This window comes from Streptococcus infantis (genome assembly GCF_019929575.1).
Taxonomy (GTDB): domain Bacteria; phylum Bacillota; class Bacilli; order Lactobacillales; family Streptococcaceae; genus Streptococcus; species Streptococcus infantis_L.
The window spans coordinates 52,745-67,993 of the sequence record NZ_JAHZPU010000001.1 but is presented as its reverse complement, the minus strand read 5'-3'; the positions used below and the strand labels follow the sequence as shown (position 1 = coordinate 67,993).

At 41.1% G+C, this 15,249-nt stretch carries 16 protein-coding genes, 1 tRNA gene and 1 pseudogene; 11 read left to right on the top strand and 7 right to left on the bottom strand.

Translation table 11 applies throughout. The features are described 5' to 3' along the window. The first annotated feature begins 231 nt into the window (after nt 1-231). Nucleotides 232-887 (top strand): annotated as a pseudogene (locus K1I67_RS00350) (hypothetical protein). A 112-nt stretch (nt 888-999) separates the two neighbouring features. Here the strand turns inward: K1I67_RS00350 and K1I67_RS00345 are convergent. From K1I67_RS00345 to K1I67_RS00325, 5 genes are all read right to left on the bottom strand, one after another. Continuing rightward, nucleotides 1,000-1,836: an alpha/beta fold hydrolase gene (locus tag K1I67_RS00345; protein WP_223338309.1), complete on the bottom strand. Its 837-nt coding sequence runs from the start codon at nt 1,834-1,836 to the stop codon at nt 1,000-1,002. Between the two features lie 13 nt (nt 1,837-1,849). Continuing rightward, nucleotides 1,850-2,854, bottom strand: coding sequence for an NADP-dependent oxidoreductase (locus tag K1I67_RS00340; protein WP_223338308.1), 1,005 nt, complete (start codon nt 2,852-2,854; stop codon nt 1,850-1,852). Nucleotides 2,855-2,931: 77 nt separating this feature from the next. Further along, the gene (locus tag K1I67_RS00335) at nt 2,932-3,363 is read right to left on the bottom strand and encodes an Rrf2 family transcriptional regulator (protein WP_223338307.1); all 432 of its coding nucleotides are present in this window, start codon (nt 3,361-3,363) and stop codon (nt 2,932-2,934) included. 216 nt (nt 3,364-3,579) lie between these two features. Next, a tRNA-Lys gene (locus K1I67_RS00330) sits at nt 3,580-3,652 on the bottom strand. A gap of 264 nt (nt 3,653-3,916) precedes the next feature. Next, nucleotides 3,917-5,188: a replication-associated recombination protein A gene (locus K1I67_RS00325; RefSeq protein ID WP_223338439.1), complete on the bottom strand. Its 1,272-nt coding sequence runs from the start codon at nt 5,186-5,188 to the stop codon at nt 3,917-3,919. Nucleotides 5,189-5,303: 115 nt separating this feature from the next. Between K1I67_RS00325 and K1I67_RS00320 the strand changes: the two genes are divergently transcribed. The 8 genes from K1I67_RS00320 to K1I67_RS00285 all read left to right on the top strand — a co-directional run bounded on the left by K1I67_RS00320 (nt 5,304) and on the right by K1I67_RS00285 (nt 12,024). Further along, complete coding sequence (locus K1I67_RS00320; protein ID WP_223338306.1) at nt 5,304-5,774, top strand: DUF3013 family protein; 471 nt, start codon at nt 5,304-5,306, stop codon at nt 5,772-5,774. Nucleotides 5,775-5,792: 18 nt separating this feature from the next. After that, nucleotides 5,793-6,860 (top strand): M50 family metallopeptidase, encoded by a 1,068-nt coding sequence (locus K1I67_RS00315; protein ID WP_223338305.1) that lies wholly within the window; start codon nt 5,793-5,795, stop codon nt 6,858-6,860. A 1-nt stretch (nt 6,861) separates the two neighbouring features. After that, nucleotides 6,862-7,299, top strand: a complete 438-nt coding sequence (locus tag K1I67_RS00310) for an NUDIX hydrolase (protein ID WP_223338304.1) — start codon at nt 6,862-6,864, stop codon at nt 7,297-7,299. Continuing rightward, on the top strand, nt 7,286-7,759 hold the full coding sequence (locus K1I67_RS00305) for a GNAT family N-acetyltransferase (RefSeq protein WP_070458439.1): 474 nt from the start codon (nt 7,286-7,288) through the stop codon (nt 7,757-7,759). Before K1I67_RS00310 ends, K1I67_RS00305 begins: the two co-directional genes overlap by 14 nt. Before the next feature lie 137 nt (nt 7,760-7,896). Then, nucleotides 7,897-8,847, top strand: a complete 951-nt coding sequence (prmA, locus tag K1I67_RS00300) for a 50S ribosomal protein L11 methyltransferase (RefSeq protein WP_223338303.1) — start codon at nt 7,897-7,899, stop codon at nt 8,845-8,847. Nucleotide 8,848: 1 nt separating this feature from the next. After that, the gene (locus K1I67_RS00295) at nt 8,849-9,592 is read left to right on the top strand and encodes a 16S rRNA (uracil(1498)-N(3))-methyltransferase (protein WP_223338302.1); all 744 of its coding nucleotides are present in this window, start codon (nt 8,849-8,851) and stop codon (nt 9,590-9,592) included. Nucleotides 9,593-9,602: 10 nt separating this feature from the next. Then, on the top strand, nt 9,603-11,399 hold the full coding sequence (gene pepF, locus K1I67_RS00290; protein ID WP_223338301.1) for an oligoendopeptidase F: 1,797 nt from the start codon (nt 9,603-9,605) through the stop codon (nt 11,397-11,399). Between the two features lie 175 nt (nt 11,400-11,574). Next, nucleotides 11,575-12,024, top strand: a complete 450-nt coding sequence (locus tag K1I67_RS00285) for a thioredoxin domain-containing protein (protein WP_065427776.1) — start codon at nt 11,575-11,577, stop codon at nt 12,022-12,024. 101 nt (nt 12,025-12,125) lie between these two features. Here K1I67_RS00285 and K1I67_RS00280 read toward each other — a convergent pair whose 3' ends face one another. Further along, nucleotides 12,126-12,890, bottom strand: a complete 765-nt coding sequence (locus K1I67_RS00280) for a (S)-acetoin forming diacetyl reductase (RefSeq protein ID WP_000048146.1) — start codon at nt 12,888-12,890, stop codon at nt 12,126-12,128. A gap of 274 nt (nt 12,891-13,164) precedes the next feature. On the opposite strand from K1I67_RS00280, the gene K1I67_RS00275 reads away from it, so the two are divergent. Next, a complete protein-coding gene (locus K1I67_RS00275) occupies nt 13,165-13,956 on the top strand; it encodes a DUF2785 domain-containing protein (RefSeq protein WP_223338300.1) in 792 nt (263 codons plus the stop codon). Between the two features lie 322 nt (nt 13,957-14,278). On the opposite strand, the gene K1I67_RS00270 is transcribed toward K1I67_RS00275, so the two are convergent. Beyond that, complete coding sequence (locus K1I67_RS00270) at nt 14,279-14,668, bottom strand: nuclear transport factor 2 family protein (protein ID WP_223338299.1); 390 nt, start codon at nt 14,666-14,668, stop codon at nt 14,279-14,281. A gap of 151 nt (nt 14,669-14,819) precedes the next feature. On the opposite strand from K1I67_RS00270, the gene K1I67_RS00265 reads away from it, so the two are divergent. Then, a complete protein-coding gene (locus K1I67_RS00265; protein WP_223338298.1) occupies nt 14,820-15,167 on the top strand; it encodes a winged helix-turn-helix transcriptional regulator in 348 nt (115 codons plus the stop codon). Nucleotides 15,168-15,249: the final 82 nt, after the last annotated feature.

The following is a 15,249-nucleotide window of genomic DNA, read 5'->3' as shown; positions in this document are numbered from 1 at the left end:
TCCAAATATAGAATTGTACTCACTAACGCTTTTTCAGTAGAAGTCGTAAAGAACATGCAGAGTTAAAATTCTAGGTATTCCCATCATATCCTATGGAGCGAAGTTCTGTCAACCTTTTAGCAAGATGTAGCTCTTAGCTATTCTATGACCTAGTAAGTTGGTTTATGGTATACTAGGATAATAAAATTCCAAAATTTGAGGACTTGTTTTCATAAATAGAAAGAGGTCAATATGTTTTTTCTTGGACGCCGTCGTGTCTTTATCGGCGAATGCAATGGACAAGCTGTTTATTATGACCAAAAGACAGGAGAGGCTCTAGCTGCTCCAAAGAGTAGGTTGCTCAATACTGAAGGCGCTCGTAACACGAATTCCTTTATTCCTGACTTGGTAATTCTCTTACTAGCAGGTGGGCCTGCAATCTCGGGCTTCTTTTCCCTCAAGTTTATTGGTGTCTATAACTGGTTTAGTCTAGCTTGTATTTTTCTATTTTGGTTGATGCAGTTTTTCTCGTTGGTTGCTTTACTTGAACGAGCACTCTTGAAAATGTTCGCAAAGCACAGCCGACGACAGAGAAAGTCTTTTACTATGCCGCATCTCATAATTTGTTTGTGAAAAACCAGTTTGATCCTAGACAACTGTCTGCTTTACCTTTTCGATTTGCCCGCTTTGCAGTAAATATAGTGTCCATCTTTTATTTTTTGTATTTCTTGACTCTTCCTCTAAAATTTGGCCAACCGATTGATGAAGGCTATGGTTTGTGGTTAGCGGGCTTGTTATTCTTTTCAATTTTTCTTTTGTATAACCAAAACAATCCCGTTCGCTTTGTGAAAATTATGAGATTATACAGCCAAGGAAAAGTACGATTTAAGGAAGAAGTGGAAAATTGAGAAACTATCTTTTGGGATAGCCCCTAAATACTTAGATAAACAAAAAAGCCTTGATACAAGGCTTTTTCCTGTGCCATCCGTAGCACCTGTTATTAGAATGGTTTTGACCATATTAGTCCTCCAAGAAAGCAATGAGTTCTTTTGAAAACTCTTCTGCATATTGGAAAATCGAACCGTGACCAGCATGTGGATAGATGATGAGTTTACTATCTTTTATTTTCTCATGCATATCATAAGAATTTTCTGTTGGAACCTGCATATCCTTATCCCCGTTGACGATTAAGATTGGTTGGGTGATAAATCTTAGGTCGTCTTGAGAATCTTTCCCCCAACGTTTAATAGCTTTGAGTTGAGTCAAGAAACCAGGGACACTCATGTCTTTGTCCGCAAATTCCTTGGTTCGCATCCCCATTCGTCCGAGAACTTTCAAAGCTTCGATTTTTCCTTGCTCATCATGGTTATAGAAGATGTAGCGTCTAGGATCGATGCGTTCGAGTCCAGCTTTAAACATATAGTTAAATGTTTTCCCTGTGACCTTATCGACCTCTTTTCCACCTCGAGGTCCTGTTCCTGCCAAGATGAGACGGTTGATCAAATCAGGCTTGATTCGAACCATTTCTTGGGCAATCATGCCCCCCATAGAAAGGCCAAGGAGATTGATTTCATCGTAACTAAGGGCTTTTACAAAGGCAATTGTTTGCTCAGCCATTCCAGGAATGGTTGGCGCCACTTTGCCTTGGCTGGCTCCGATACCAGGAAGGTCGACCACAATCACATGGTGTTTTTCAGCAATCAAGTCCAAGAGTTTTGGATCCCAGTTGTCGAGGGTTGCTGCCAAATGGACCAGCATCAGAAGAGGTAATTTTGATTTGCCTTTGCTGAGTTCGCGATAGGCGATTTTGTTCCCGTCGACAGTGATGTATTGAGTTTTAGTTGTAAGATATGACATTGTCTTTTCCTTTTTATTTCTTAAAGCTGAGGACTGTTTTTCCACGTGAGCGACCATTAGCGACCTTGTCTAAGGCGCTATTCACTTCTTCAAATGGATAGACTGTATCGATAGATGGCTTGATTTCCAATTTGCTAAAGAGGTCAGCTACCTCTTGTAATTGAGCACCATTGCTTTCCACAAAGATAAAATGGTAGTGAACGCCGTATTTGTCAGCCATCTTATCAAATTTGTGACCGGCTAGTCCAAGTAAGATTTGTTTCCATTTTGGCAGGTTCATACGTTTGGAAAAGTCACCATTTGGCATAGCACGGAGGGAAACAAGCTGACCACCTTTTTTCATGATAGACATTTGTTTTTCAGTCTCAGTGCCACCAAGGGTATCAAGGACATAATCAACCTGGCTAACAGTTTTTGTATAATCCTCTGTTTTGTAATCGATAAAACGATCTGCTCCTAGGTTCAATACACGCTCAGCGCTATCTCCAGCCCCATTGGTAATGACCTTCAAACCTTTAGCCTTAGCAATCGGAATGGCCATCCCACCGACACCGCCTGTACCACCAGAGATAAAGATGGTCTTGCCAGCTTGAGCCCCCATGAGTTCTAAGGCTTGCATAATAGTCAAGGCAGTCAAAGGGACAGCAGCCGCTTCCTCGTCAGACAGATAGTCTGGAACCTTGGCTATAGCCTGACTATCGACAGCTACGTATTCTGCAAAGGCACCAATATGATCAAGTGGTAAACGCCCAAAAACTCGGTCTCCGACTTTGAGATTTTTGACTTGGCTACCGGTCTCTTCAATGATACCGACCACTTCATTTCCCGCAGTTTGTGGGAGTTTGTAAGGGACAATCATCTTGACTTCTCCTCGGGAAATCATGTTATCGAGAGGATTAACACCAGCAGCGGTGACTTTGACCAAAACTTCTTTGTCTGTGATACTTGGTTTTGCGATTTCTGTGATGTTAAGAGTGATATTGTTTTTGTTATAAGTAGTATGTTGCGCAGCTTTCATTGTCTTCTCTTTTCTATTTTTTGTTGTATCTAATAAAGATACAAGTCTAGTCTTTTTAAAACTGATCTGCATGCAAATCAGTTTCGTTTTTGTTTGGCTTCTTTATAAAGATTGTTAATGACATCTTCTAAGGTTTGCTGGGCTAGTTCCTTCTCAAGTTGAGCTTCAGCGCTAGCAAATAGTGGCGAAACGGCAGCTTGAATATGTTTCCCAACGGGACAATCCGGATTGCTATTTTGATGAACGGGAAATAAGCTGATGTGGCTGACTTCTTGTGTGGCAAAATAAATGTTAAGTAAGGTGATGTTCCTTGGGGGTTTACTAAGTTGGTAGCCCGTTTTTCCTTGATGAGACTGGATTAGTCCAGCATTTTTCAATAAGGCAATCACCTTACGAATATAACTAGCGTTGGTTCCGACGCTCTCAGCCAGAGCTTGTGAACTTAAGGTATCCTTGCTCTCACTAATCATAGTCAGGATATGTAAGGCTACTGAAAATTTCGTATCCATATAAACTCCTTTAGATAACTTGTATCTGACACAAGAACAAGTATAACACAAATAAAAAGAAAAGCAAAACTTTTGTTTTAAATTTTAAAATTTTTTTTGAAGAGTGTCATCAGATTAGAGATGTCTGGAAAGGCAGTTCATAAAAAATAGGGGATAAATATACTTTAGAACAACAAAAAAGCCTTGGTTATCAAGGCTTTTTCCTGTTGATTTAGATGCCCCCTGCAGGGCTCGAACCTGCGACCCATAGATTAAGAGTCTACTGCTCTACCAACTGAGCTAAGGAGGCAAACAAAAAAGCTGTATTGGTGCCGAAACTTCACGGTTTGTATTGAACCCGCGCAATTAAGCAGGTGGGCAACTCGCTCTAACTGAAGCTGTTTCCGTGTGAGACGGCCTACATGCTGTTAGAAGACTTTTGTTTCCCTAATAATACAAAAAATAGTCGGTCAACACTTAAGTGTGAGGTCGTACACCACAGCGTTTCTATGTTTATATAATACCACTTTTTCAAAAAAAATCAAGGGGTAAATGTAATTATTTGGAAAGGATTTCACAAATTTCGTAATTTATCAATGGTTTCCTTGCGCTGAGCTAGGGCTCGTTCGTATTTTCCGCTATCTTCTGGTGAGAAGTAGCTATGGTCGCGAATTTTTTCTGGCAAATAATCTTGCTTGGCCCAGTGACCAGGATAGTTATGGGGATAAAGATAATTTTGGGCGTTTCCCAATTCCTCGCTACCGCTATAATGGCCGTCCCGTAAATGACGTGGAATCGGCAGATGCCCCGATGTTTTAAGGGCAGCCAAGGCCTTATCTATAGCCACATAGGCTGAGTTGGACTTAGGTGAAAGCGCCAAATCAATGACGACATTGGCAATGAGGATGCGAGCTTCGGGGAAGCCGATTCTTTGTGCAGCATCCAAAGCAGTTACGGTATGGATCTGTGCATCGGGATTAGCCAAGCCGATATCTTCATAAGCAATCACCGTCAAACGGCGTGCCAAACTAGGAAGGTCACCTGCTTCAATCAAGCGGGCAGCGTAGTGGAGACTGGCATCCACATCAGAGCCACGGATGGATTTCTGGAGAGCAGAGAGAACGTCGTAATGTCCATCTCCATCCTTGTCCATAGTGATGTAGCTTCTCTGAAGACTATTTTCCATGATGTCAAGTGTGATATGACGGATGCCGTCATCCTTTGCTGGTGTGGAGAGAACTGCCAAATCAAGTGAGTTAAAGGCAGAGCGGAGGTCTCCGTTGGTAGATGTTGCGATAAAATCAAGGGCATCATCATCTAACTCAACAGGGAAATCAAAGCCTCGTTCAGGGTCAGTCAGGGCTATTTGAATGGCTCCTTTGACATCTTGGTTAGACAAGGGTTCCAACTCAAAAATCTGAACGCGACTGCGGATGGCTGGAGTGACAGAAAAGAAAGGATTTTCAGTCGTCGCCCCAATCATGATGACCAGTCCGCTTTCCAAGAGAGGCAAGAGGAAGTCTTGTTTAGTCTTGTCAAGACGATGAATCTCGTCTAGTAGCAGTACAAGACCACCTGAGAATTTAGCTTCTTCAGCGATTTCTTGGAGACGTTTTTTACTATCAACAGTGGCATTGAAGGTCCGAAAAGCATACTTGGTCGTTCCAGCGATGGCTGAGGCAATACTGGTCTTACCAATTCCTGGAGGTCCATAGAGAATCATGGATGATAGACGATTTGCCTCCACCATGCGGCGGATAATCTTGCCTGGTCCAACCAGATGCTCCTGACCGATGACCTGGTCGATGGTTTTGGGGCGCATACGAAGCGCGAGATTGTCTGGCATAGCAGTCCTTTCTAACATGGATTTTCTGATACTAATGTGGTAATATGGTAGTATCTATTTTAGCATATTTCCGAGTATTCGGGGCGATTGAAGAGTCGTATAGAAAGAGGACAAAATGGCAACATATGGATTTTTAGATGTTTTACAAGAAGAGTTGGATAAGAACTTTCCTTTTGATTATGAGATTAGTTGGGACAAGCGTAATCATGCGGTTGAAGTGAGTTTTCTATTAGAGGCACAAAATGCTGCAGGGGTGGAGATGTTAGATGAAGACGGAGAGGTTTCGTCAGATGATATCCTTTTTGAAGAAGCGGTACTTTTTTACAACCCTGCCAAGTCAATAATTAATGAGGAAGACTATCTGGCAGTCATCCCTTATTTGCCGAAGAAAGGTTTTTCTCGTGAGTTTTTAGCTTATTTTGCGCTATTTCTTAAAGATACTGCAGAGGTTGGACTAGATGCCCTCATGGACTTTTTGGAAGACCCAGAAGCAGAAGAATTCGTCATGGAATGGAACCAAGAAGTCTTTGAAGAAGGAAAAGCAGGCTTGGAAGAAGGAGAATTTTACCCTTATCCGAGATACTAGGAGTTGGTTGGAGATTTTATGAAGAAAATTGGGATTTATTTGGTTTATGTGCTAGCTTTTGTATTTATTATGCTAGCTTTTGCTTGTGGAACAATCGCATTTGCAGAGTTGGGGTATTCCGCAGTTTTAGTCTTTACTTTTGGTTATGCCTTCGCTCTTCTAAGTATGTATTTAATCTTTATTCTTCATGAGCTGGGACATGCTTTTTGTGGCTACTTGACAGGCTATCGGCTGGTGGCTTTTGGATTAGGGAACTTTCTTTTAACCAAAAAGTCAGGAAGGCTTCATCTTAGTCGAACAGCAGTTATAAAAAATGTTGGTGCTCAGTATATTGGTTTAAAAGAGAATGAAAGTGATCAAAGAATCATCTTGATGCTTTCAGGAGGCTTGATAGTTCACCTTTGCTTGATATTATTGGCAACACTTTTTGGTTTTTTGACAACAAACTGGTATTTTGCAGGCACTTGGATTTGTCTAAATTTATCTCTTCTTCTATTCAATGCTCTGCCAGTTGGGATTACCGATGGAGCAAAAATTTGGGAATTACTACAACACCCTGAAAATACGAAATACGCCTACCTGATGTTGAGGCATTCTGCCCAGACCTTGCTAGCTCCTCAAGAATATGATTTAAAAGACTTTATCATGTCTGTTGATGAGGATGTGAGAGGGAGTTTTGCAGAAAGTGTTCAGACTCTTCAGGGATTGGTATTCATATTGGATGATAATATAGAGCTTGCAAAGCAACAGTTTCAGTCTGTGTTAGAGAAAACAGATAATCCAATGTCTAAAACTATTTCTCAATTATACCTTCTTCAAGTTGCTCTGATAGAAGGAGATAATAAGAAAGCGGAAGAATATGCAAGTATTCGAGGGGTCAAATCCTTTTTATCTCTAAAAACAGCGGATATGCAGGTCATTCAAGCTTGGTATCAATTTAAGGTAAAGAAAGATGTAGTTCAAACTCACAAGGCTATGAAGATTGCTAGACAGAAAATGAATAGCAGCCGGATGTTACGGGATGAGAAAAGATATTATGAAAACTGGTTAGCCGAACTGGAAAAGGAATTAGCCGAAGGAGTCTAATATGGAAATAGAAATTTCTGATTTTACAGGCTCTAAGATTGCTTTGATTTGTAGGGATAAGGTCTTGACTATCTTGCGTGATGACAAGGACGATATCCCTTGTCCCAACATGTGGGAATTTCCAGGTGGTGGTCGTGAAGGAAACGAAAGTCCTTTCGAGTGCGCAGCGCGTGAAGTTTATGAGGAATTGGGAATTCATTTAGATGAAGACTGTCTGCTTTGGAGCAAGATTTATCCTAGCGTAATCTTTAAAGACAAGCAATCGGTCTTTATGGTTGGTCAGCTAAGACAAGAACAATTTGACAATATTGTCTTTGGTGACGAAGGTCAGGGCTATAAACTGATGAGCATTGAGGAATTTCTCAATTCTAAACAAGCAGTGCCTCAGCTACAGGGTAGATTGAGGGATTATTTGGAGGAGAATTATGATAAGACTTGAGAGAGCAGGAGCGGAAGATTTAGAAACCATCATTGCCATTCAAAGAGCCAGTTTTAAGGCGGTCTATGAGAAATACCAAGATGAGTATGATCCTTATCTGGAGGACCGCGAACGAATCAAGTGGAAACTGGTAGAACGTCCTAATAGCTATTACTACTTTGTGAGAGAAGATGAAGAAAAGATTGGTTTTTTACGAATTCAGACCAATGAAGAGTTAACAAATGCTTGGTTGGGAACAGTGGCGATTTTACCTCCCTATCAAGGAAAAGGGTATGGATCTACAGGTTTAAGCTTGCTGGAAAAAGAGTTCCCCACCATTACACAGTGGGATTTGTGTACGGTATTACAAGATGCAGGCATGGTTGCTTTCTATGAGAAGAATGGCTACCATCAAACCCATATTGAGCCTGAAAAAGAGGGCATGGATATGGTCTACATGAAAAAATGGATAGAGAAATAGAAAGGATGGTTCGGTTACATTTCTAAACTGAACCCGCCCTAAACACTGTGCAGAAAAGATAAACTTCTCTTAGATTCAAGCGTCTTCGTTGAAGTTCCTATTTTGGCTTTGTGTTTTACGGGCTTGGTATCTTAAATATGGAAACATGGCAAGAGTTAAAAGTTACAGTTAAGCGTGAGGGAGAGGAATTAGTCTCCAATCTCTTGATTGAGTTAGGTGCTCAAGGGGTGGCAATCGAAGACAGCATGGACTATGTGGGGAATGTGGACCGCTTTGGTGAGATTTTTCCTGAGGTCGAGCAGCAGGAAGAAATCGTGGTCACAGCCTACTACCCGGATACGGTTGATGTAGCAGCAGTTGAGTCGGACTTGCAGGCTCGTTTGGCAGAATTGACCGATTTTATGGATCTGGGCGAGGTCAAGATCGGTACGACTGCTTTGGCTGAGGAAGACTGGGCGGACAACTGGAAGAAGTATTATGAACCGGCACGCATCACCCATGACCTGACCATCGTACCGTCATGGACGGACTATGAGGCGACAGCAGGAGAAAAGATTATCAAACTGGACCCTGGCATGGCCTTTGGAACGGGAACGCACCCAACAACCAAGATGAGCCTTTATGCCTTGGAGCAAGTTCTTCGTGGTGGTGAAACAGTGCTAGACGTAGGGACTGGTTCAGGGGTTCTTTCTATTGCAAGCTCACTCCTAGGTGCCAAGGAGATTTTCGCCTATGACTTGGATGATGTGGCGGTTCGTGTCGCTCAGGAAAATATTGAGCTCAATCCTTGTATGGAAAACATCCATGTAGCGCCAGGTGATTTGCTTAAAGGCGTGGCGATTGAGGCAGATGTCATCGTGGCCAACATCTTGGCGGATATCCTCATTCATCTGACGGATGATGCTTATCGCTTGGTCAAGGATGAAGGCTACCTGATCATGAGTGGCATTATTAAGGACAAGTGGAACATGGTGCGTGAGTCAGCAGAAGCAGCTGGATTTTTTCTTGAAACCCACATGATCCAAGGGGAGTGGAATGCCTGTGTCTTCAAGAAGACCAAGGATATTTCTGGTGTGATTGGAGGCTAGCATGCAGCAGTATTTTGTCAAGGGGAGTGCAATCTCACCTGTCACTATTGAGGACAAGGAAACTAGCAAGCACATGTTTCAGGTCATGCGCCTGAAGGAAAATGATGAGGTTACTTTGGTCTTTGATGATGGTATTAAGCGCTTGGCGCGCGTGATAAATATAGAGGCGCGTCAATTGGAGCTGGTTGAGGAATTAGCTGACAATGTGGAACTGCCAGTCCAAGTGACCATCGCATCAGGCTTCCCTAAGGGAGACAAGCTCGAGTTGATCACCCAGAAAGTAACAGAACTTGGCGCTAGCCAGATTTGGGCCTTCCCTGCTGACTGGTCAGTTGCCAAATGGGACGGCAAGAAGTTGGGCAAAAAGGTTGAGAAGTTAGAAAAAATTGCCCTTGGAGCAGCCGAGCAAAGCAAGCGGAATCATGTCCCTAGCATTACCCTTTTTGAAAAAAAAGCAAACTTTTTAGCTCAGTTCGACCAGTTTGATCGTATCGTGGTAGCTTACGAAGAGTCAGCTAAAGAAGGAGAATCAGCAGCCCTTATACAAGCAGTAAGTAGTCTTGAGAAGGGAAGTAAACTACTCTTTATCTTTGGTCCAGAAGGTGGCCTCTCACCCGCAGAAATCGAAAGTTTTGAAGCCAAAGGAGCGATTCTTGCAGGACTTGGCCCTCGTATCCTACGAGCAGAAACAGCACCGCTTTACGCCTTATCAGCCATTAGTGTATTATTAGAATTAGAGAAATAAGAGGAAGAAAATGGAACAAAAACACCGTTCAGAATTTCCCGAAAAGGAACTTTGGGACTTGACAGCCTTATATCAAGACAGTGAGGACTTCTTGCGTGCGATTGAAAAGGCGCGTGAAGATATCAATCAATTTAGTCGTGACTACAAGGGTAAACTTCACACTTTTGAAGATTTCGAGAAGGCCTTTGCAGAATTGGAACAAATCTATATTCAGATGAGTCATATTGGTAATTACAGCTTTATGCCTCAGACGACAGACTATGGTAATGAAGATTTTGCCAATATCGCCCAAGCTGGAATGGAGTTTGAGACAGATGCCAGTGTTGCCTTAACCTTCTTTGATGATGCCTTAGTGGCTGCAGACGAGGAAGTCTTGGACCGTTTGGGTGAGTTACCTCACTTGACGGCAGCTATTCGTCAGGCGAAAATCAAAAAAGCCCACTATCTTGGGGCGGATGTGGAGAAGGCCTTGACCAATCTGGGTGAAGTTTTCTATAGTCCACAGGATATCTATACTAAGATGCGAGCTGGAGATTTTGAAATGGCTGACTTTGAAGCCCATGGGAAGACTTACAAAAATAGCTTTGTGACCTATGAAAATTTCTACCAAAATCACGAGGATGCTGAAGTCCGTGAGAAATCCTTCCGTTCGTTCTCAGAAGGACTACGTAAGCACCAAAATACAGCTGCGGCAGCCTATCTTGCTCAGGTCAAGTCTGAGAAATTGTTGGCAGATATGAAGGGCTACGATTCAGTCTTTGATTATCTTCTAGCTGAGCAAGAAGTGGACCGTGCCATGTTTGACCGTCAGATTGACCTGATTATGAAAGATTTTGCGCCAGTTGCTCAGAGATACCTCAAGCATGTTGCCAAGGTGAACGGTCTTGAGAAAATGACCTTTGCCGACTGGAAATTGGATTTGGATAGCGCCCTTAATCCTGAAGTGACTATTGACGATGCCTATGATTTGGTCATGAAGTCGGTAGAACCTTTGGGTCAAGAATACAGTCAAGAAGTTGCTCGTTACCAAGAAGAGCGCTGGGTGGACTTTGCTGCTAATAGTGGCAAGGATTCTGGCGGATATGCGGCGGATCCATATCGTGTGCATCCATATGTCCTCATGAGTTGGACAGGCCGTTTGAGTGATGTCTATACCTTGATTCATGAAATTGGGCATTCTGGTCAATTCATTTTCTCAGACAATCATCAAAGTTACTTTAATGCCCACATGTCAACCTACTATGTTGAAGCACCGTCAACCTTCAATGAATTGCTTTTAAGTGATTACTTGGAACAGCAGTCTGATGATCCACGTCAGAAACGATTCGCTCTTGCTCACCGCTTGACAGATACCTACTTCCATAACTTTATCACCCACCTCTTGGAAGCAGCCTTCCAACGTAAGGTTTATACACTGATTGAAGAAGGGGAGACCTTTGGAGCAAGTAAACTCAATAGCATTATGAAGGAAGTCTTGACAGACTTCTGGGGAGATGCTATTGAGATTGATGATGATGCAGCACTGACTTGGATGCGCCAAGCTCACTACTACATGGGCTTGTATAGCTACACTTACTCTGCTGGTCTTGTTATCTCGACTGCAGGTTACCTTCATCTGAAACATTCAGAAACTGGAGCTGAAGACTGGCTCAATCTCCTCAAGTCTGGTGGTAGCAAGACACCACTTGAGTCAGCCATGATTATCGGAGCCGATATTTCAACGGATAAACCACTCCGTGATACCATTCAATTCTTGTCAGACACAGTTGACCAAATTATCAACTACAGTGCCCAGTTGGGAGAATAAAATCATAAAAGTGCAACAATAGAGTTATATTGTTGAGATTTTAGAATGACATTTATTTAATAAAGTTTACTAAAGACTTTGTCTTCAGAATGTGCGATATTATAGATCTATCGGTTGGATTTTATATCTTGTCGTGGGCGATTAGACTAGGGAAAATACTTAGAAAAGGACAGAGATGCTAGTGCGTGTCAATAAAAAACTTAGCTTGCTTATCATTGGAATTGCTATGCCGATTTTGTTTATGATTTGGAAATTCAGTCAGCCTGTTCTTCCAAAAACTTATCAGGAAGCTGTTCAGTATACCAAAGCAATCAATATGAAAGAAATGCGCTCCAAACTTGCAAATGGCGACGAGTTTGTCGTCTACATTGGAAGAGAATCCTGTCCCTACTGTCAAAAGTTTGTGCCCAATTTGGCTCTAGCGATTCAAAAAAGTCACCAGACAGTCTATTATTTGGATAGTGCTTCTGATGAAAAGGATGAGATTACAGCCTTTGCAAAAGAAATGGATATCCAAACCGTTCCGAATCTTTCAGTCTATCAAAATGGTAGTAAATCACGCTATTTAGAGCAAGGAAGTTCCGCTAGTCTTGAAGAAATCCTTTCATTTCTGAAGCATGAATAGGACAGAAAGATTGTTTTAAATGACAAAAAACGACTCCGAAAATTGGAATCGTAGAGATGATAAAAGAGGTTGGATTTTTTCCAACCTCACTTTTTTTAATCTTAATGGAATTGCATACCACCATCAACGATAATGGTTTGACCTGTAATGTAGTTTGAATCTGGTCCAGCAAGGAAGCTAACTGCTGCAGCTACATCTTCTGGTTCAGATAGGCGTTTCAATGTAATATCTTTTGCGAATGTTTGCATACCCCACTCGTCATCTTTTCCTGCATTTTTTCCAACTTCATGAGCGATATCATACATCATTGGTGTTTTTACGATACCTGGAGCATAGGCGTTGACAGTGATACCTGACTCTGCTAAATCACGCGCCAATGTTTGAGTAATACCACGAACAGCGAATTTTGTACCGCCGTAAACAGTCAAGTTTGGATTTCCGACAACACCTGCTTGAGAAGTAGCATTGATGATTTTACCACCGTGACCAAGTGCTTTGAACTGAGCTTGAGCAGCTTGTGCTCCCCAAATCACCCCACCGACGTTAATAGCAAATGTGCGAGCGAATTGTTCCTCTGTAATTGTATCCAGAGGTGTAGTAGGAGCGACACCAGCGTTGTTTACAACAACGTTTAAGTCTCCGAAATGATCGACAACTTTTTGGAAAGCTGCAGCAACTTCTGCTTGTTTAGACACATCAGCTACAACAGCAAAAGCTTTATCTGCTGACAATTCAGCAACTGCTTTCTCAGCTGTTTCAGCGTTGTAGTCTAAAACTCCAACCTTAAAACCATCTTGAACCAAGCGTTTTGCGATTGCAAAACCGATCCCTTGACCTGCACCTGTAACGATAGCTACTTTAGACATATGATTCCTCCTCGGTATCCGTGATACCATTCAAACGTTCATAAAAGAACAGCAAAAGGTTTATAAGTGAGTCGTGATAGGTTTCTAAAAGAAGTCCTATCACGTTTCAGTATACACCTTTGTGAAATTTGTGTCAAACAAATACTTGGTTTTTGGAAAAAATTAACCCTATAAATAAGAGTGAAAAGCTATCAGAGACTAACCTATTTATTTTTTATAATGATAGCTAGAAAAGAATGTTGTATAATATATTTGTATGATTGGAGGTATGCAGATGTATCCAGAATTGAAAAGAAAAATAGCAGAAGAAAAACCGAGCTATCGTCAAGAAGAACTCCAGTGGTTAATTGAACACTTAGGGGATCCGAGTCCAGAAATTCGCGATGAATTGGTTTTTATCAGTTTGGCTAGAGGAATCCAAGAAGAGTTATTTACAAAGGAGCAATTTCAATTTATATCTGCTATGATTGTTTCTGATGGTGGACTAGATAAAGAGCTCGATAAGCTAGGAGCTTCAACCCTTGAACGTTCTTTTAGGGCACTTATTTATGCCAATCTCTTGTCTGCCGATGGCAACCGACACTCTCTTTATTATCAAGTGCTTAAAATTGATATCAGAAATACGATGCTCAATCAAGGTTTGCACTACCTTGAAAAAGAAGAGGATACGACTGGTTTTTCAAGTCAGTATGGTTGGGTACATGCTTTTGCACACGGAGCCGATTTACTGACAGAGGTGGTTTGTCATCCAGACTTTCCTAAAAACAGAGTTCATGAAGGATTTGATATACTTGGCCAACTATTTAAAAGAATTTCGATTCGATTTATAGATGATGAGGAATGGCGCTTAGCCAGAGTGCTTTACGAACCTATTTTGCAAGGCAAGGTGGATCAAGCGACACTAGCCTCTTGGATAAAGTCACTTGATTTCCCGATAGAAGAGACGGAAGATTTTTATAAATTTTCCAATTTTAGATCTTGTCTATTAGAAGTCTATGTTCAACTCGACCAGAGAAATAGTTTACAAGATGACTTGAAAGAAGCAATTCAATCTTTTCAATACTAGAGATTAGCTAATATTACTTATTGAAAGAGCTTCTATTGTATCCTCCTAACTAATAATGAAAACTAATAAAAGAGGTTGAATCATTTTCCAACCTCTTTCCTATATCTTAATGGAATTGCATACCACCATCAACGATAATGGTTTGTCCTGTAATGTAGTTTGAGTCGGGGACAAAAGTCTAACCTTAAATATAAGAAGCGAACAAAACGAGTTATCTGACATTCAGAATTCGGTCTTGTTCGCTTTTTTTCTAATCTATCGATTTTAAAGATTTATAATAAAGAATTCCTAAAATCAAAATTTTTTGTCCCGGCCTCTTAAATTATCCCCAAAAGCTATCTTCTTCAGCTTGATCTGAAGAGAAGAGCCAAACTTCTTTGATTTTTCCGTCTTCAATACGGAAGAGGTCAATCCCGTTCATATTGAGTTCAGTACCATCAACACGTGTTCCGAGAAAAGTAACATTAGCTGCGATTAAATCCTTATTGTCAGAAACCCAATTTGTTATCACCTTAAAGGTTCCATTAGTTTTCTCAGCAAATGTAGCCAGGTGAGTTCCTAGCTTGTCCTTACCAACAACTGTACCAGATATACTATGAGTACCAGGTTGATGCCAGATAATATCGTCTGCCATCGTTTCAAAGACACCAGGAAAGTCACCAGCAATTAAAGCTTGGTTATAAGCGTTGAAAATTTCTAAGTTTGTTGACATATCTATTCTCCATTTCTTTTTTATGATATAATTGTAACAGTTACAATCGAAAAAAACAAGTAGACACTTTTTCGATAGCTAGTATCAAAAGTAGTACTTTTATTGATACTAAAAGATAAATTTTTTTTAAAAAATAGAAAGAAGATATTTTATGACAAATAAAGTGAGTGAGTATGGTATTTGTCCATTTGCGACAACGCAGAGGGTTTTAACGGGGAAATGGGCACTGGTAATCATTTATCAGTTGAGTACGGGTACCAAACGATTTAAAGAATTGCAGAGATTATTGCCTGGGATTACTCAAACTATTTTGACACGTCATCTCCGTCAATTAGAAAAGGATAAGATTATTCAACGAAAGGTCTATGCGGAAGTTCCCCCACGAGTTGAGTACAGCTTAACCGAAATGGGACAGGAATTCAGAGTTGTTTTAGATGCTGTCGAGAAATGGGGTTTGGATTATATCAAGTTTCTAAAAGCTAGTGAGATGAGCAACTGATAAGTACTATAGAGGAAATGTATTTTTCTGTCTAATCCCTCAATTAAAAGATATTAAGGTAAACCAGTATTTTTCCAAACAA